This is a genomic window from Streptomyces sp. NPDC045846 (assembly GCF_056431605.1).
Genome location: NZ_JBWKKJ010000020.1, coordinates 63,454 through 80,622, shown reverse-complemented (window position 1 = coordinate 80,622; position 17,169 = coordinate 63,454). Strand labels below are relative to the sequence as shown.

At 72.1% G+C, this 17,169-nt stretch carries 12 protein-coding genes; 7 read left to right on the top strand and 5 right to left on the bottom strand.

Annotation, left to right across the window (positions count from 1 at the left end; translation table 11 throughout):
• Positions 1–515: 515 nt before the first annotated feature.
• Positions 516–1,064 carry a DUF4383 domain-containing protein gene (locus AC07F3_RS37420; protein WP_479119266.1) on the bottom strand — a complete coding sequence of 183 codons (549 nt, stop codon included), beginning with the start codon at positions 1,062–1,064 and terminating at the stop codon, positions 516–518.
• 197 nt (positions 1,065–1,261) lie between these two features.
• Between AC07F3_RS37420 and AC07F3_RS37415 the strand changes: the two genes are divergently transcribed.
• Entirely contained in the window at positions 1,262–2,752 is a 1,491-nt protein-coding gene (locus AC07F3_RS37415) for a cryptochrome/photolyase family protein (RefSeq protein ID WP_479119264.1), read from the top strand.
• A gap of 98 nt (positions 2,753–2,850) precedes the next feature.
• Here AC07F3_RS37415 and AC07F3_RS37410 read toward each other — a convergent pair whose 3' ends face one another.
• The 3 genes from AC07F3_RS37410 to AC07F3_RS37400 all read right to left on the bottom strand — a co-directional run bounded on the left by AC07F3_RS37410 (position 2,851) and on the right by AC07F3_RS37400 (position 7,264).
• Complete coding sequence (locus AC07F3_RS37410; protein ID WP_479119263.1) at positions 2,851–4,104, bottom strand: NAD(P)/FAD-dependent oxidoreductase; 1,254 nt, start codon at positions 4,102–4,104, stop codon at positions 2,851–2,853.
• A 160-nt stretch (positions 4,105–4,264) separates the two neighbouring features.
• A complete protein-coding gene (locus AC07F3_RS37405; RefSeq protein WP_479119261.1) occupies positions 4,265–5,821 on the bottom strand; it encodes an FAD-dependent oxidoreductase in 1,557 nt (518 codons plus the stop codon).
• A gap of 255 nt (positions 5,822–6,076) precedes the next feature.
• Complete coding sequence (locus tag AC07F3_RS37400; RefSeq protein ID WP_479119260.1) at positions 6,077–7,264, bottom strand: lycopene cyclase family protein; 1,188 nt, start codon at positions 7,262–7,264, stop codon at positions 6,077–6,079.
• 220 nt (positions 7,265–7,484) lie between these two features.
• Between AC07F3_RS37400 and AC07F3_RS37395 the strand changes: the two genes are divergently transcribed.
• The 6 genes from AC07F3_RS37395 (at position 7,485) to AC07F3_RS37370 (ending at position 15,803) form a co-directional block, all read left to right on the top strand.
• Complete coding sequence (locus tag AC07F3_RS37395; RefSeq protein ID WP_479119259.1) at positions 7,485–8,801, top strand: polyprenyl synthetase family protein; 1,317 nt, start codon at positions 7,485–7,487, stop codon at positions 8,799–8,801.
• Positions 8,798–10,318, top strand: a complete 1,521-nt coding sequence (gene crtI, locus AC07F3_RS37390; protein WP_479119258.1) for a phytoene desaturase family protein — start codon at positions 8,798–8,800, stop codon at positions 10,316–10,318. Before AC07F3_RS37395 ends, crtI begins: the two co-directional genes overlap by 4 nt.
• Positions 10,315–11,337, top strand: a complete 1,023-nt coding sequence (locus AC07F3_RS37385) for a phytoene/squalene synthase family protein (protein WP_479119257.1) — start codon at positions 10,315–10,317, stop codon at positions 11,335–11,337. Before crtI ends, AC07F3_RS37385 begins: the two co-directional genes overlap by 4 nt.
• A gap of 153 nt (positions 11,338–11,490) precedes the next feature.
• A complete protein-coding gene (locus AC07F3_RS37380; protein WP_479119256.1) occupies positions 11,491–12,501 on the top strand; it encodes a Rieske (2Fe-2S) protein in 1,011 nt (336 codons plus the stop codon).
• A gap of 263 nt (positions 12,502–12,764) precedes the next feature.
• Positions 12,765–14,288 (top strand): SDR family oxidoreductase, encoded by a 1,524-nt coding sequence (locus AC07F3_RS37375; protein WP_479119254.1) that lies wholly within the window; start codon positions 12,765–12,767, stop codon positions 14,286–14,288.
• 141 nt (positions 14,289–14,429) lie between these two features.
• The gene (locus AC07F3_RS37370; protein ID WP_479119252.1) at positions 14,430–15,803 is read left to right on the top strand and encodes a cryptochrome/photolyase family protein; all 1,374 of its coding nucleotides are present in this window, start codon (positions 14,430–14,432) and stop codon (positions 15,801–15,803) included.
• Positions 15,804–15,812: 9 nt separating this feature from the next.
• On the opposite strand, the gene AC07F3_RS37365 is transcribed toward AC07F3_RS37370, so the two are convergent.
• Positions 15,813–16,829, bottom strand: coding sequence for a MerR family transcriptional regulator (locus AC07F3_RS37365; RefSeq protein WP_479119251.1), 1,017 nt, complete (start codon positions 16,827–16,829; stop codon positions 15,813–15,815).
• Positions 16,830–17,169: the final 340 nt, after the last annotated feature.

The following is a 17,169-nucleotide window of genomic DNA, read 5'->3' as shown; positions in this document are numbered from 1 at the left end:
GAACTCCCGCTGGACAGCGGGTGGGCCCGTCCGCCCCACCACTTGCGGCCAGCAGCGCACCGACAGACAGAGCAGTGAAGAGGCTGCGCAAACAGGCATGCATCCGTGGTCCCCGAAGGCTTGAGGGTTGATAGCTGCCGATCTGTGCACGGGATGCATCCGCCGGAAGTACCTGCCGAAGACTTAGCCACACAGGGGCCGGCTACGCCGGGGGTGGCCAGGGCAGACACGTACTGGACGCAGTTGTTCGGCCTCGCCCCCGTAGAGCACCTCCCGAGACCGCCCTTCCACGTCGGCCGCCCTGACGAACTCTGCTGCCCGGCAGACAGAAGAGCCGCAGGACGCCTTACGGTCCGGGGGCCGTTGTCATGGGTGTCTCAGACGACGCAAGCCCAAGGCTGCTGTGCCCCCGAGACCGCAACAGACGACGGCGCGAGGAGGCGCTCCGCCAGCGCTCCCAGGATCAGCCCGAAGGGGCCCTCACGGCTCGACACAGCACACTGGTCCGGCGGGCCTCAGTCCTGATCGCGCGTGACCACGGGCGCGGGAGCCAGTGCCGTCACAGTGGAGCGGCGCCGTGCGGCCAGGGACTCTCGGGCGGCCTCACGGGCATGGCGACGCCTCCAATAGGGGTTGTCGTGCGGCAGTTTGCTCGACACCCGCCCATACATCCCGAAGGATGCGATGAGCAGCCCCATGACGAAGCTGAACATCACGTTGGTGATGCCGAAGTCCAGGATGTTGGCGGGTCGGTCCAGGACGAAGATGTGGAAGAAGCCGCTCAGCACGAACAGCGTCCCGACCGTCATATTGAGCGTGGAGGCGAAGTTGCCGCCGACCACGGCCCCGCCGACCAGGACCAGGCCCACGACGACCGAAACCAGGCTGAGGACGCCGTTGGTCGACATGCCCGCGATCCGGGTTCCCTCCGTGTCAAAGGGGCTGAGCCGGTCCGCGAAGCCCAGGCAGCCGAACACCAGCAGGATGACACCGCACAGGCCGGCCCCGTACCGGTACACCCGGGCCAGGCGGTGGTCGACGGGAAATTCATCGCGAAGCCTCATCACGTGTCCTCATCTCCATGCTCCGGAGCACCGGTCGTTGACATGACCGGCGCCTCGTCCGTCATCACCTTCTTTCTGCCGAAATAGGGCAATTGGTTGCAGCTTCTTTGGACGCATCCAGAACAGCTCCCCGAGGCGAAGAACATCGCCTACCCGAGTCGGCCGTAACCGGGCCCCAGCAAGAGAGGAGCACTACCATGCCGGTCCCCCACTGGCTGTTCGGCGATCAGCTCGGACCGCATTTCCTGACCGCCGCAACCGACGTGCCCGTGGTGATGATCGAGGCCCGCTCGGTGCTCCGCCGCCGCCGCTTCCACCGCGCCAAGGCGCATCTGGTGCTGTCCGCGATGCGCCATCGCGCGGCCGAGCTCGGCGACCAGGTTCGGTACATCCGCTCCGAGACCTACCGGGAGGGGCTGCGCGAGGCGATCGGCGACACCCCGGTGACGATGCACCATCCGACGTCGTACGCGGCGCTGCGGCTGGTGAGGTCCCTGAGCTCCGTGACCGTGCTGCCACCGCGCGGATTCCTCGTGGCGCACGACGAATTCCGCGCCTGGGCCGACGGGCACGACGAACAACGGCTGCGCCAGGAGGACTTCTACCGATGGGTACGTCGCTCGCACGACCTGCTCATGGACGGCGATCGCCCGGCCGGCGGCCGGTGGAACCACGACCACGACAACCGCGAGCCCCCGCCGAAAGGGGTGCACACCCTCGATGCCCCGCCGCCCTACCGGCCGCGGGAGGACGAGATCGACCAGGAGGTGCGCCACGACCTCGACCGCTGGGAGCGCGAGGGCTCGGTCTCCTTCGTCGGCCGGGACGGCCCCCGCCTGTTCCCCGCCTCCCGGCGCGAGGCCTTGGCCGCGCTCCGCCGTTTCGTCGAGCACCGGCTCGCCGGATTCGGACCGCACGAGGACGCCGTGCTGGCGGCGGATCCGGTAATGAGCCACAGCCTGCTGTCGTCCTCACTCAACCTCGGCCTGCTGGACCCGGTCGAGTGCGTCGAGCGCGCCGAGGACGCCTGGCGGGCGGGCCTGGCCCCGGTCAACAGCGCGGAGGGGTTCGTCCGGCAGATCGCCGGGTGGCGGGAGTACGTCTGGCAGCTCTACTGGTACTTCGGCGAGGGATACCGTCACCGCAACGCTCTGCGGCATCACGCGCCACTGCCAACGTGGTTCCTGGAACTTGACGCGGAGGCGGTTCAGGCACGCTGTCTGGCCACAACGCTGGCCCAGGTGAGGGACACCGGATGGACGCACCACATTCCCCGGCTCATGCTTCTGGGCAGCTACGCGCTGCAGCGGGGCTGGGATCCGCAGGCGGTGACGGACTGGTTCCACCGCTGTTTCATCGACGGTTACGACTGGGTGATGGTTCCCAATGTCGTCGGCATGTCGCAGTTCGCCGACGGTGGGCGCATGACAACCAAGCCGTACACGTCCGGCGGTTCCTATGTGAACCGGATGAGCGATCTGTGCGGCGAATGCGTCTACCGGCCCACCGACCGGACCGGCGACCGTGCCTGTCCCTATACCGCCGGGTACTGGGCGTTTTTGCACCGCCACCGGGCTCGCCTGGAACGCAACCCACGGATGGCCCAGCCGGTGAGCGGCCTGGACCGTCTGATGGACCTGACGGAGGTCCTGGGCCAGGAACGCCGACGGGGCGACGGGCCGCCCTGACCGGAGCGCGGCCGTGCGCCACCGGGCCCGTGGCGCACGGCCGTGCTCCGGACCATGCGGCATGGGGTGCCGGTGGGCCCGGCGATCGCTCAAAGCCGTCAGCACACGCCCGTGCGCCGCAGATCGCGCAGCACTTCGCGTGCGGCACGGGCACCAGAGGCCAGCGCGCCCTGGACGGAACCGCTGGCGCGGTGGTCGCCGCACACATACCGGCCGGGGGCCACCCATGTCGTACGGGTCAGCGGCTGCGGCGGTGGCATGGCGGGCAGCGCGTCCTCGATGGTCCGGACGGTCAGCAGGTCCCAGCCGTCGGTCCCGCTTTCGTACGCCTCGCCGAGCGCCGCCCTGACCTCGCGCTCACGGCCCTGTCCGTCCCGGCCCAGGACCGAGGTGGCGATGAGCGCGTGGCCGGGCGGGGCGTAGGCCGGCACCACGTCGCTGAGGACACACGTGTTGAGGAAGCGGCGGTCGGTGTCCACGACCAGCGTCGGCTCGCCGAGCGGGGAACGCGGTGCGACGTGGTAGTACGTGGTCACGGTCCGGTAGCCGGGAAGTGCGACCGTGGGGAGCAGTGCCGGGATCGGCCCAGGTCCAGTGGCCACCACGACGGCGCGCGCGGAAATCTCCTGGCCCGCGCTGGTCAGCGCGCCGTCGTCCGTAAGGGCCGCCACGGCGCTTTCCAGCACGACGGTGCCCTCGGGCAGCGCGGCCGCGAGAGCCCGCGGGACCGCCCCGATGCCGGCCGTGGGCAGGCACAGGGTGCCGCGGAGCATGCTCCGCCACACCAGGTGGAACACCCGGGCGGACGTCTCCAGTTCGTCCTCCAGGAAGACCCCTGACAGGAAGGGGCGGAAGAACCCCTCGACGAACGCGGTGGAGATCCCCGCGTTCGCGAGCGCCGTGCGGGTCGTGGTGTCCGTCGGCCTTTTGAGCCGTTCGACGGGCGCCAGCATGTCGCGGGCCGACAGCAGGCCGAGGGCGGCCAGGTCGCGGGTACCGGCGAGCCGCCCCGGCAGTAGGTCCGGCATCGTGCGCGGGCGGCGGACGGGATCGCTGAAGCGGACCAGCCCGGAGGGCCGGCGGATCAGGACGCCCGGGGTGAAGGGCCGCAGCCCGAGTTCCTTCAGCACGAGGCGGCGCCGGACCTGCGGGTAGGAGGTGTTGAACACCTGGAACCCGCGATCCACCACGAAGCCACCGACCCGGTCGGACCGCATCCGCCCGCCGACCGCGTCGCCGGCCTCCACCACCCGCACGCCGACACCGGCCGCCAGCAGGTCCCTGGCGCACGCGAGCCCGGCCACACCGGCACCGACGACCAGCACGTCCGTCGCCTTCGGGGCTGCTGACATGCGACCACCTCTTCCCCAATGCGTCGGTGCGGCCCACGCCGCTCGTTCCTTGTGTTCCGTACGTCACCGGTCAACGGATGCGCCGACGCCACCCCGCCCTGGACCGTCTCCCGCCGGGTGCACGCCGGTCCGGTGCCCGTGGTCCGGAGCATTTGCTCTCTCAGTTCCCCGCCCAAGCAGCCACCTTCCGCAGGACGGCGACCCGACCACGGTCCGGCACCGTCCACAGGCTCTGCCCGCGGACGCCCCAACGCTCCAGCAGGGCGTTCGCGGCCAGAAAGCCCGTGGTGGCCGCGCGTTCCATCAGTGCGACGGGCAGGTTGGTGCGGACGATGTCCCCAGCCACCACCAGACCGGGATCGGAGGTGCGGACGGCGGGCCGGTCGGCATATCCGCCCACGGGGAACAGCGGACAGTCCTGGCGCCACTCGTGGCGGACGTCGACGACGCGGACGGCACGGGTCTCCGGGTACACACGGTGGAGTTGCTCGATGAGGTGCCGCTCCTGGGATGCGCGCGGTGTGCGCGGGTCGACGGCGTAGGCGTGGAGCTCCACGACGGATCCGCTGGTGCGTGCCGCCCAGCGGGCCGCCTCGTCTTCCCAGCGGTTCAGCACGCTGATGTTGTCGAGGCCGCCGAACCCGCTGGTGCCCAGGAACCCCGGACGGTCCGGGGCGACCGGCCGGTCGAGCCAGAGCCTGGTGACGAGGAAGGGCGGCGCGGGACGCAGCCGTGCCATGCCCTGCCGCCAGATGGGGTCGCCCAGCCGCTCCGAGCGGGTGAGCAGGGACCGCAGGCCGCCGGCATCCAGGGCGAGGACGACGGCGTCGTAGCGTCGTTCGTCGCGGACCCCGGCCACCTCGAATCCACCGCCCCTGGCCGGTGCGACGTGCTCGACGGGACTGCCTGTATGCACCTGGGCGCCATGCCGCGCCAGGTATCCGGCCAGTGGCTCCCACAGCGCCGCCGGGAAGGGCGAGCGGGGCACGTCGAACAGCAGACCCTCGGCGGACCCGAGGAAGTAGATGTGGAACATCAGCGCCATCTCGGCCGCCGAGAGCTGCCGTGGATCGGCGAAGAAGCTCCGGGAAAACACCTCGAAGGCCAGGTGACGAGCTTGCTCCGGGAAGCGGATGGCTTCCAGGAAGTCGCAGGCGCTGATGTCGTCGAGGCGGTGGTACACCTCGGGGACGCTGACGTCGAGCAGCGGAAGAGCCGCGACCGGGTTCATGGCGCGCAGGTCCCGCAGCCGGAAGGAGGAACTCAGCGCGGCGAAACCCAGCGCGCTCCACGGCGGGGTGCGCGGTACGTGCCGGAAGCTGTCGTGCAGCCCGTCCGCGTGCAACAGCGGATAGTCGGGCAGGGCGGCCAGTCGCTCCAGGGCAGGGTCGGTACGGCGCAGCAGCCCGCGCAGGTTGTAGTACTGCCGGAAGAAGGCGTGGAAGCCACGGCTCATCGTCACGGTGCTGCCGTCGCGCAGCCGGGTCGACCAGCCGCCCACCCGCCCGCCGAGGTGAGGCTCGCGCTCGTACAACGTCACCGCCACACCGCGTTCGGCCAGCGCGGTGGCAGCGGCGAGTCCGGCGATGCCACCGCCGATCACGGCGGCCGTCGGCCGACCTGCGGCAAGCCGGGTGCCGGGTCGGGCCGGCAGGACGCGGGCCCGCCGGTCCCGGCCGCGGCGGGCGGCTGGACGGCGCTGCCCGGGGGCGGTCATCGGGGACCTCCAGCGCCGACGGTCGCGGCGACGAGGTGGGCGACGGCCGCCCGCCGACCCGGCGGGGACACGGCGCGGGCCCGCGCATGGTCGGCCAAGATGGTGCGGCGCGTGGGCCGCACGCGCCAGGGGGTATCGGCGACCGCCGCCGCATCGCCCCGGCGGGACGGGCGGTCGTACGCGTCAGCGAGGTCCGCGTCGCGCAACGGGTGCATACGTTCTCCAGGCACTGGTGAGATACCGCAACCAAGGGGGTCAGGCGGAGGGACGACGGGGAAGCCCGGGTAGTTCGACAGCGGTGCGCAGCATGGGCCCGACCGGGGTGTGCCGACCGACCGACACATCCTCGATCCAATTGGTCCGCCCGTCGAGGAAGCGCAGCAGCCGGACCGCGGGCACCCGGGCGAAGAGCCGGCAGAACAGTTCGGGACCGTCCACCCGGCCGCTGTCCAGCGCGCGCAGGAGCACCGCGTCCATGGTGCGAGCCCGCCGGGAATGAGCGGCCGGGGGCATCGGGTCACGCCCGTGGCGCAGTGCGGCGGCAACGGCACGTGCCTGGCGCTGCAGTCCGGCGAAGGTGTACCCGGTGGACGGACGGGTCGCACCGCCGGCGGCACCGATCCGGAACACCGAGGCGCCGACCCGTCGCGGCATGGGGGCGTCCGTCATGGGGATGGCACCCGACTCGGTCGCGACAATCTCCAGGTCACCGAGGGCCAATACCTCCGAGGTGTAGTGCCGCAGGGCCGCCTCGTAGCCCTCGGCCGTCAGGGCACTCGGAGAGAACTCGGTGTATTCCACGAGAGCTTCGCACGGCCCGGTGGGCAGCACGTACCCGAAGGCGAGCCCGTGAGCGGGCTGCGGCGTCCTGAAGTCCATCAGTTCGGCGGTCCCGCCGTCGAAGGCGGGGCGGTCCGTCCGCACGAACCAGCCGTGGAAGTGCTGCAGCACCGTGGTACGGGCAGCCGGAAGACTGCCCAGGGGACGCGAGTCGAACACCCAGCGAGCCTCCAGGGTCCGGTGGCCGCCGTCGGACCCCTTCATCAGCACGTGGGCCCCCGTGGGGGTCTCCTCGACGGCGCCCACGGTCGCTTCCAGGCGCCGGACATTGGGAGCGCGATCGAGATCCGGGACCACCAAGGACTCGAAGTCGTCGGAGCGGATCATTTTGTACCGCAGCGGCGTGATGTCCGCTTCGATCACGGGGCCGACGGGCGGGCGCACCCGCAAATGGCGCCATTGCGCCCGGACCGCGGCGTCGAAACGGCCGCGGCCGGACTCCCAGAAGCACCAGGTGCGCGGGGCAGGGCGCAGTGGGCCGGGCGGAGCGCCCACGAGGGCCACCGACAGTGAGCGGGTACCGGCCAGCACTCCGCTCAACCGATGAGCCAGGGACAGTCCGGCCGCACCCGCCCCGATGACCGCCACGTCCACCTTCAGCACGGCTGCTCCTTCCATCCCCACTCCCGGTACACGCGACTCTCAGGGTTTCCCGCCGCGGCACACATTCGGATGCGGTCATCCGCCGGGGACATCCGATCAGGCGCCTCCCTGTGACGGCCTGCTTGCCGGGCGGGGTCATTCATGCCGGGACGCATCCGAATCACGGCACGGGGCCGAAGACCGGTGTTGTGCGAGCGATACCACGACGAGAGGAACGGCCATGCGCCCGACTCAGGCGAAGGACCACCCCGCGGCAGCGCCGTCGCCACTCCCCCTCCTGGTGACCCCCACCGGGTCTCCACCCGGGTGGGTGGCCGACGGCACGCCCCACGCCCCGACCGCCGACGACGACGTCACCTTCGGCTCGGCCGGGTCCGCAGCGGTCGACGCGGACGTACCCGCTGCGGTCGGGCGCATGCTGGAGCGGGTGCTGGCCGACCGTCTCACCCGAGCAAGCGTCCTTGACGTCATGTTCGGCCGGGACCTGGCCGGGCGCGTGGCGCAGTTCACCCTCGAGGGCGGCAAGCGCACCCGGTCACAGCTCGTCTGGTGGGCGATGCGCGCCTGTGGCGGGGGCGACGAGTCGGCCGCTGCGGCCCTGCGCATCGGCGCGGCGCTCGAATTGCTCCAGACGTGCGCCCTGGTCCACGACGACGTCATGGACGGAGCGGACCTGCGGCGCGGCAGGCCGACTCTGCACACCGCCGTGCGGGACCGGCACGGCAGTGCCGCATCACCGGAGCGCGCGGCCCGTTTCGGCGAAGCGACCGCGATCCTGGCCGGGGACCTGGCACTCGCGTGGGCGGACGACGTGATGGCCGAGATGGTGCTCTCCCCGGCGAAGGCGATGGTGGTGCGCGGGCTGTGGAGCGATATGCGTACGGAGATGGTGGCAGGTCAGTTCCTCGACCTGCAGGGCCAGTTGACCAGGTCTCGCTCCCTGGCGCAGGCGTTGCGTGCCGCTCGTCTCAAGAGCGCGCTGTACTCGGTGGAGCGGCCACTCGCGCTGGGGGCGGCCGTGGCCGGTGCGGACGACCGCACCACGCGGGCGCTGTGCGAGGCCGGGCGCTGCGTGGGCGTGGCCTTCCAACTGCGTGACGACTTGGACGACGTGTTCGGCGACCCCCGGCGCACCGGCAAGAGCTGCGGCGGGGACATCCGCGGCGGAAAGCCGACCTGTCTGGCCGCCCTGGCGGTGGCTCGCGCCTGCGGCACAGGCGACCAGCGGACCCTGGCAGTGCTCGAACGGGCACTGGGCGATGAGGATCTGACGCCTGCCGGGCTCGACGACGTGCGCGACATCCTGGAGCGCACGGGCGCCCGACTGGCGGTCGAGGCGAAGATCGACCAGCTGCTGGCCCAGGGACTGCGGCACTTCGAAGGCGCCCGCCTCGACACGGACGCCAAGGCTCGACTGCGCGGGCTGCTGACCGCGGCGACGACCTCGCGCACCGAGCACGGCCCGCCCCTCCCCTCACCTCCTCCCGCACCCGATCCGGCCCACGGGGGCTCCGCCAAGCCGGGGTTGCGCCGATGACCCGGACCGTGAGCGGCCGGACGGACCATGTGGTGGTCGTCGGGGCGGGCCTGGCCGGCTTGTCGGCGGCACTGCACCTGCTGGGCGCGGGCCGCCGGATCACCGTCGTGGAACGGGACGACCTGCCCGGGGGACGCGCTGGGCGCCTCCATCTGGGCGGCTACAGGATCGACACCGGCCCGACGGTGCTGACCATGCCCGACTTCGCCGACGAAGCCTTCGCGGCGGTCGGCGACAGTCTGCACCGTCGGGTGGATCTGATCCCGCTGCGCCCCGCCTACCGGGCGTCGTTCGCCGACGGCAGCACCCTGGACGTCCACACGGACGAGGAGGTGATGGCCGCGGAGGTGGAGCGGTTCGCCGGAGCCGGGGAGGCTGCGGGCTACCGGCGGCTGCGCAGCTGGCTGGGGCGGATCTACCGGGCCCAGCTGCGCCGTTTCATCGACGCGAACTTCGACTCTCCGCTCGACCTGCTGACCGGGGACCTCGCCCGGCTGGCGGCGCTCGGCGGCTTCGGGCGGCTGGACCGGCGCATCGGGCACTTCCTCAAGGACGAGCGGTTGCAGCGGGTGTTCTCCTTCCAGGCCCTGTACGCGGGGGTGCCACCGGCCCGGGCACTCGCCGCCTACGCGGTCATCGCCTACATGGACACGGTGGCGGGCGTCTACTTTCCGCGTGGCGGTATGCACGCCCTGCCCAGGGCGATGGCTGACGCCGCCGCCGACGCGGGCGCCACATTCCGCTACGGCGAGGCGGTGACCACCCTGGAGCGCTCCGGGGAACGCGTCACCGCCGTCGTCACGGCGCATGACCGCATCCCCTGCGACGCGGTCGTCCTGACACCGGACCTGCCCGTCGCCTACGGGCTCCTGGGCCGCCGGCCCCGCAGGCCGCTGCGGCTGCGGCACTCCCCGTCCGCTGTCGTGCTGCACGCGGGCACGGACCGCACCTGGCCCCAACTGGCTCATCACACCCTCTCCTTCGGCGCCGCGTGGCGGTCCACCTTCGACGAACTCACCCGGCAGGGAAGCCTGATGAGCGATCCGTCCCTGCTCATCACGCGGCCCACGGCGACCGACCCCTCCCTCGCTCCTCCCGGCCACCATCTCCACTACATCCTCGCGCCCTGCCCGAACACCGCCATCGGGCCCGGTGCCGCGGCGTGGGGCGAACTCGGTCCGCGCTACCGGGCCGACCTCCTCCGGGAGTTGGAGCGGCGCGGGCTCGATGGCATCGAGGCAGCCATCGAGGACGAGTCTCTGGTCACCCCGGCGGACTGGCTGGGTCAAGGACATGCCGCGGGCACCCCCTTCTCGGCGTCGCACACGTTCTCGCAGACGGGACCCTTCCGGCCCCGCAACGTGGTCCGCGGAACGCGGAACGCCGTCCTGGCCGGCTGCGGCACCACGCCCGGAGTGGGTGTGCCGACAGTCCTGGTGTCGGGAAAGCTGGCCGCGGCCCGGATCACAGGCGGCGCCCGACGCCCTTCCGCCCGCACCCAAGGAGCCGCACCGTGACCGGACGCGAACTCGATGCCGCGGGCATCAGCGACCCGACGCTACGGGCGGCCTACCACCGATGCCGTGAGCTCAACGCGCTGCACGGCAAGACCTACTTCCTGGCCACCCGGCTGCTGCCGATCGAGCACCGGCCCGCCGTCCACGCGCTGTATGGATTCGCCCGGTGGGCCGACGACATCGTCGACGCGGCCGATCCCGGTGGAGACGGTCCGCGCGACGCGCGCCTGGCGGTGCTCCAGCAGCGTCTGGACAGGGGGCTGCGGCAGGGTGACAGCGACGAACCGGTGGTCTTGGCACTCGCCGACACCGCCCGCCGTTATGCCATCGAACACCGCCACTTCCAGGACTTCATGACGGCAATGCGGTCCGACCTGCGGGTAACCCACTACCCCACCTACGCCGACCTGCGCGGGTACATGCACGGCTCGGCCGCCGTGATCGGCCTGCAGATGCTGCCAGTGCTGGGCACGGTCGTTTCACGCGAGGAGGCCGAGCCGCACGCGGCGGCACTCGGTGTGGCCTTTCAGCTCACCAACTTCCTGCGCGACGTCGGCGAGGACCTGGACCGGGGACGCGTGTACCTGCCGGCGGACCTGCTGGCCGGGCACGGGGTCGATCGGGCGCTGCTGCGCCACTGCCGCGACACGGGCCGCGGCGACCACCGTGTGGTGGCGGCGCTGCGCGAGTTCGAGTCACTCACGCGCCGCGTCTACCGGGAGGCGCGGCCGGGCCTGGCCATGCTCGATCCGCTGTCCCGGCCCTGCATCCGCACCGCGTACATCCTGTACGGCAGCATCGTCGACGCCGTCGCCCGGGACGGCTATGCCGTCCTGCACCGCCGTGCGGTGGTGCCGCGTCGGCAGCGCGCCAGTGTGGCGGCGGCCGGGCTGGCCCGGGTGGCGGCGGCCAGGCTGCGCCACCGACGACGTTCCACGACGCTGAGCTCACCGCCACACCCCGCCGACGCGGCTCGCCGTTCCTCCGACCCCGAAGGGGCCTCTGGCGGTTGCTCATGATTTCCCCCTCGTCCTCATCGCCGCGGGACCGCCCCTACGCAGGGGCGGCATACCCGCAACCACCCTGGCCGCAGCTGTGCCCTGCTCGCCCTGCCACGCAGGAGTTCCATTCCTCCCCGGCCTCAGAACCGGGGCACCCTCGGAGGCATCCCGGTGAACCCCCGACCGTCCACGCCGCGCGCCCGCCTGCCCCTCTCGATCCGCCGCCGCCCCGTCCCCTGGGACCGTCAGCAGCCCACGTGGCGCGAGGCCAGGCCGGGGCTCATCAGGGAATCGCTGAAGCGGGCGCAGGCCCTGCCGACCGGGAACTGGTACGTCGTGGGGGCGTCCGCGGCCCTGAGCGGCGACCGTCCCCTGGCCCGCACCGTCGGGAACCAGGAGGTGGTGATCTGGCGCGGCATTGACGGGCGTCCGCACGCAGGACCGGGCATCTGCCCGCACCTCGGGGCGTCCCTGGCGGACAGCCCCGTCCGGTGCGGGAGGCTCGTGTGCCATTGGCACGGACTCGCGCTCGACGGGACCTCGTATGCCGGCTGGGAGCCGTTGCCCGCTTACGACGACGGCGCTCTCCTCTGGGTGCGGCTCGACGCAGTCGGCGGTGAGCAACCCCTGGACGCCCCCGCCGTACCGGTTCGCCCGGCCCTCGCTCGCGCGGTGACGGCAGTCTACGAAGGCGTCGGCATTTGCGAACCCGAGGATGTCGTGGCCAATCGTCTCGACCCCTGGCACGGGGCTTGGTTCCACCCGTACTCGTTCGTCGACCTGAAGGTCGTCGGCTCGCCCGGCGGGGACGACGGCACCGACCAGTTCACGGTCGATGTCTCCTTCAAAGTGGCCGGGCGGCTGGTGGTACCGGTGCGGGCCGTTTTCACCGCTCCCGGGCCCCGCACCGTCGTCATGCGCATCACCGAGGGCGAAGGCCTGGGCTCGGTGGTGGAGACCCACGCGACCCCGCTCGGTCCGGATGAGCGCGGCCGTCCGCGCACGGCGGTGACCGAGGCCGTGGTGGCCGCATCCGATCGCCCGGGCTTCGCGTTCGTGCGCCGCGCCGCCCCGCTGCTGCGACCGGCCATGCGCAGCGCGGCGGCCCGGTTGTGGCGGGACGACCTGGCTTACGCCGAACGCCGCTGGCAGCTCCGCTCGACGGGCAGGTTCCCGGGGTGACGCAACCTTTCCGGTCACTGGAGGACCCGGCCGGTCAGGGCGTCGCCGCGGTCCGCCCGATCTGCCCCCCACTCACACTCGGCAACGAACTGAGGGGCCCTGGTCGAACGGACCACCCACGCCTGGTGGGCCGCGGGCCCTGAGGGCGGCCGGGGCGAGGCACAGGCCGCCTGCCCCGCATCCGTTTCCGGCCGCCCCTCGGAAGTATTTGCGGTACGGGTCGTGCGCAGAGGAACGGCCGGGAGCACGTTCGGGAGCCACTCATGGAAAACATGCCGACAGCGGGGCTCACTTGTCTGGTGACGGGAGCCACCGGATACATCGGGGGCCGGCTGGTTCCGGAGCTCCTCGCAGCCGGGCACCGGGTCCGTTGTCTGGCTCGGACGCCGGAGAAGCTGCGTGACTACCCCTGGGCCGGGGACGTCGAAGTGGTACGGGGCGACGTGAAGGACGGGGCGTCCGTCGCCGAGGCCCTGCGTGATGTCGACGTGGCCTACTACCTGGTGCACGGCCTGGGTGGCGGACGCGATTTCGAGGAGACCGACCGCCACTGTGCGCAGACGTTCGCAGACGCGGCCGGGAGTTCGGGGACGCGGCGGATCGTCTACCTGGGTGGTCTGGCACCGGCCGGTGTCCGGCCGGAGGACCTGTCACCACATCTGCGGTCACGGGCCGAGGTGGGAGAGATCTTCCTCAGGTCACCGGTACCCGCGGCCGTGCTGCGAGCAGCCGTCGTCATCGGCTCGGGTTCGGCCTCCTTCGAGATGCTGCGCTATCTGACCGAGCGGTTGCCGGTCATGGTCACCCCGAGCTGGGTCGGCACCCGTATCCAGCCCATCGCCATCCGCGACGTCCTGCGCTACCTCACGGGCAGCGCCACCCTGCCCGGGGGACTGAACCGGGCCTTCGACATCGGCGGCCCCGACGTGATGACGTACGAGCAGATGATGCGGCGCTACGCCGAGGTCGCGGGGCTGCCGCGACGGCTGATCCTGCGCGTCCCCATGCTCACGCCCCGCCTGTCCAGCCACTGGATCGGCCTGATCACCCCAGTGCCGCGCGCTTTGGCCCGGCCGCTGGCCGAATCCCTGCGGCACGAGGTCGTCTGCGACGAGCACGACATCGCGCGGTACGTTCCCGATCCGCCCAGCACCCCGCTCCCTTTCCATCGCGCTCTGGAACTGGCCCTGCGGCGGGTGCGCGACGCCGAGGTCACCACCCGGTGGTCGTCGGCCTCGCTGCCCGGGGCGCCGAGCGATCCGCTGCCCACTGACCCGGACTGGGCGGGAGGCAGCCTGTACACCGACCGGCGGCAGTTGAGTGTCAGAGCGTCCCCCGCGGCGCTGTGGCGGGTCATCGAGGGGGTCGGAGGCGAGAACGGCTGGTACTCCTTCCCGCTGGCCTGGGCCGTGCGCGGCTGGCTCGACCGCCTGGTCGGCGGTGCGGGCCTGCGCCGCGGACGCCGGGACGCCGAACGGCTGCGGGTGGGCGACTCGCTGGACTTCTGGCGCGTGGAGGAGATCGAGCCCGGGCGACTGCTGCGGCTGCGCGCCGAGATGCGGCTCCCCGGCCTGGCCTGGCTTGAACTGCGCGCCGACCCGGAGCCCGGCGGCCACGCCCGGTACCGTCAACGCGCCCTGTTCCACCCGCGCGGCCTGCTGGGCCACTTGTACTGGTGGAGCGTCTCCCCCTTTCACGCCTTCGTCTTCGGCGGCATGGCCCGCAACATCGCCCGCGCGGCCATGGGCGCCCGGCCCCCGGGACGCCGACGGCGCGGCATCAGCTGAACGGGTACCGGCGCCCGCATCGGCGCCGTCGCGGAGTGCTGCATCCGCACGGTCACTCCGCGCGGAAGTCACCCATATGCACCCGTCGTTGGCAGGCGGGAAGTCCCGTTCGCACCTTTTCACCGCACTCAAGGGGCCGGTATGAGCGTCTCCGTCGTCCTGTTCACCTCCGACCTGCGTCTGCACGACCATCCGCCACTGCGGGCCGCACTGGCCTCGGCCGACGAAGTGGTTCCGCTCTTCGTCCTCGACGACACCATCAGCGCCGCGGGTTTCGCGGTGCCCAACCGTCGTGCCTTCCTCGCGGACTGCCTCGCCGACCTGGACGCGGCGCTCCGTGAGCGCGGCGGTCGCCTCGTGGTGCGCACCGGCGAGGTGTGCGCGACGGTGCGCGACGTGGTGCTGGAGTCCGATGCCGACGAGGTGCACACGGCGGCCGGCGTCAGCGGTTACGCCGCCCGCCGCGAGGACGCGTTGCGGCGGATGCTGGAGGCCGAGGGGCGTCGCCTGTACGCGCATGACGGCGTGATCACCGCGGTCGCCCCGGGGTCGGTCACACCGGCCGGCTCCGACCACTTCGCCGTGTTCACGCCGTATTGGCGCCGCTGGCAGGAGAAGCGGCCGCGTACACCGCTGGCCGCGCCCCGTGCGGTGCGCGTTCCCGAGAAACTGCGCTCCGAGGAGATCCCCAGGGGACAGGACATTGCCGGCACCTCCCCCGGGCTCGCGGCGGGCGGCGAGGGCCAAGCCCGCAGCCTTCTCGCGTCCTGGCTGCGCAGCGGTGTCGCAGACTACGAGGAGCGCCACGACGACCTGGCGGGCGATGCCACCTCGCGCCTCTCGCCGCATCTGCACTTCGGCACACTCTCACCCGTGGAGGCGGTCCACCGCGCGCGTCTCGCCGGTGGGGCGGGCGCTCAGGCCTTCGTCCGTCAGCTGTGCTGGCGCGACTTCCACCACCAGGTGCTGGCGGCTCGTCCAGGCGCGTGCCGGCTCGACTACCGCCCGCGCGACGACCACTGGCGTACGGAGATTTCCGCACACGAGGAGGTGACGGCGTGGCGGGAGGGCCGGACCGGCTATCCCGTGGTCGACGCGGCCATGCGTCAGCTCGCCCAGGAAGGCTGGATGCACAACCGTGGCCGACTTCTGACCGCGAGCTTCCTCACCAAGACGCTGTACCTCGACTGGCGCGTCGGCGCCCGTCACTTCCTGGACCTCCTCGTCGACGGCGACGTAGCCAACAACCAGCTGAACTGGCAGTGGGTGGCGGGCACCGGCACCGACACCCGCCCGAACCGGGTACTGAACCCCGTGATCCAAGCCAAGCGGTACGACCCCCACGGCGCCTATGTTCGCCGCTGGGTCCCCGAACTCGCGGACCTGCCCGGCGCCACCATCCATGAGCCGTGGAAGCTTCAGGGCCTGGAGCGAGCCCGCTACGACTACCCCGAGCCCGTCGTCGACCTCGCGGACGCGCGCACCCGGTTCCAGAAGGCGCGCGCCTGCGGATAGCGGAGGAGGCTAGGAGAGCAGGTGCGACTCGATCGTCTGGAGTGCTGGACGCAGACCCGTCAGCCGCCCCCAGCCCGACGCGGGCACCGTACCCGCCCAGCCGGGCCCGGCCAGCAGCAGGAGGGGACGGCGGCGTGCGCCCTTGACGCCCCACCCGATCCCGGCGACCTGACGGGCCAGCTCCGGCTGCGCCGTCGTCCGGCTCTGCGACCACAGGACGACCAGGGCCGGGCCGAGCCGGCGCACTGCGTCGCACAAGGCACCGGCCGGCAGGGCGGGCCCGAACATCCGCACGGGCAGGCCGCGTTGGGCCAGTCCGGCCGCCAGAGCCTCCAGCGGCAGACTGTGTTGCTCCTGCGGAGTGCACGCCAGCAGCGCGGATGGCAGCCCCGGCCGCTCCGGCGGCAATCCGGTCAGGCCGCGCAGCGCGCAGGACACCTGCCAGGACAGCAAGTGCTCGACCTCGACGTACCGTTCCCCGGCGGTCGCCCACTTGCGTCCGACCGCGTGCAGGGTGGGCATGATGACCTCTTCCCAGGCACTGACCAGGCCGTAATCGTCCAGCGCGGCGGCAAGACGTTCGGCGACGGCGGGCGCGTCCAGACGGACCGCTGCACGGGCCAGCCCCCGGCATTCCTGGCGCACATCACCGAGCGGCAAAGCGTCGCGTCCGCCGGGAGTGCGCCCGGCGGCCGGTGCATCTGAGGCAGTGGGTGCGGCGGCCGGTTCGCCGGTCGGTACGTCGCGGCCACCGGTCCGCGCGTCGAGTGCCACACGCGCGGCTTCGGCGGGTGGAACACCCAGGGCGGCCAGGCGGCACATCCCCTGGATCGTAGCGACGTCGTCCGGCGTCCAACGCCGGTGCCGTCCGTCCTCCCGCCGAGCCGGACCGATGCCGTAGCGGCGTTCCCAGGACCGGATCGTGGCCGGCGACACCCCCAGGGTGCGGGCCACGTCGCCGGTGGTCCAAGCGGCGCCGGTGCCCGGCCCGTCCGGTGCGACACCGCGAGCGGGGGGCCTGTTCATGGATCCACTCTAGGTCCGATGCCCCCAAGAGAACGTTGCAAGTCGGCAAAGGTCAGCATCCAGGGCCGCAGCATGCTCACAGCAGCGCTGGCAAGACCAGGCGATCGTCCGCAGCCTGCAGCCTCAATCGATGCAAGTGAGGGAAAACGCTGCATAAACGATGCGTATTGGCGACGTCGCGGAACGGCTACAACCATGCAGATGTCCGGGACTCGGCCGACTGGCGGCCGGGGCGGGGGGGGGGGGGGGGGGGGGGGGGGGGGGGGGGGGGGGGGGGGGGGGGGAGGGGGGGGGGGGTGGGGGGGGGTTTTCCCGTCTTCCCCCCATCTTCATGCCCGGG

Coding starts and splice junctions, on each gene's coding strand:
- AC07F3_RS37420 (WP_479119266.1), bottom strand. CDS start 1,064: ATGAGGCTTCGCGATGAATTTCCCGTCGACCACCGCCTGGCCCGGGTG.
- AC07F3_RS37415 (WP_479119264.1), top strand. CDS start 1,262: ATGCCGGTCCCCCACTGGCTGTTCGGCGATCAGCTCGGACCGCATTTC.
- AC07F3_RS37410 (WP_479119263.1), bottom strand. CDS start 4,104: ATGTCAGCAGCCCCGAAGGCGACGGACGTGCTGGTCGTCGGTGCCGGT.
- AC07F3_RS37405 (WP_479119261.1), bottom strand. CDS start 5,821: ATGACCGCCCCCGGGCAGCGCCGTCCAGCCGCCCGCCGCGGCCGGGAC.
- AC07F3_RS37395 (WP_479119259.1), top strand. CDS start 7,485: ATGCGCCCGACTCAGGCGAAGGACCACCCCGCGGCAGCGCCGTCGCCA.
- crtI (WP_479119258.1), top strand. CDS start 8,798: ATGACCCGGACCGTGAGCGGCCGGACGGACCATGTGGTGGTCGTCGGG.
- AC07F3_RS37375 (WP_479119254.1), top strand. CDS start 12,765: ATGGAAAACATGCCGACAGCGGGGCTCACTTGTCTGGTGACGGGAGCC.
- AC07F3_RS37370 (WP_479119252.1), top strand. CDS start 14,430: ATGAGCGTCTCCGTCGTCCTGTTCACCTCCGACCTGCGTCTGCACGAC.
- AC07F3_RS37365 (WP_479119251.1), bottom strand. CDS start 16,829: ATGAACAGGCCCCCCGCTCGCGGTGTCGCACCGGACGGGCCGGGCACC.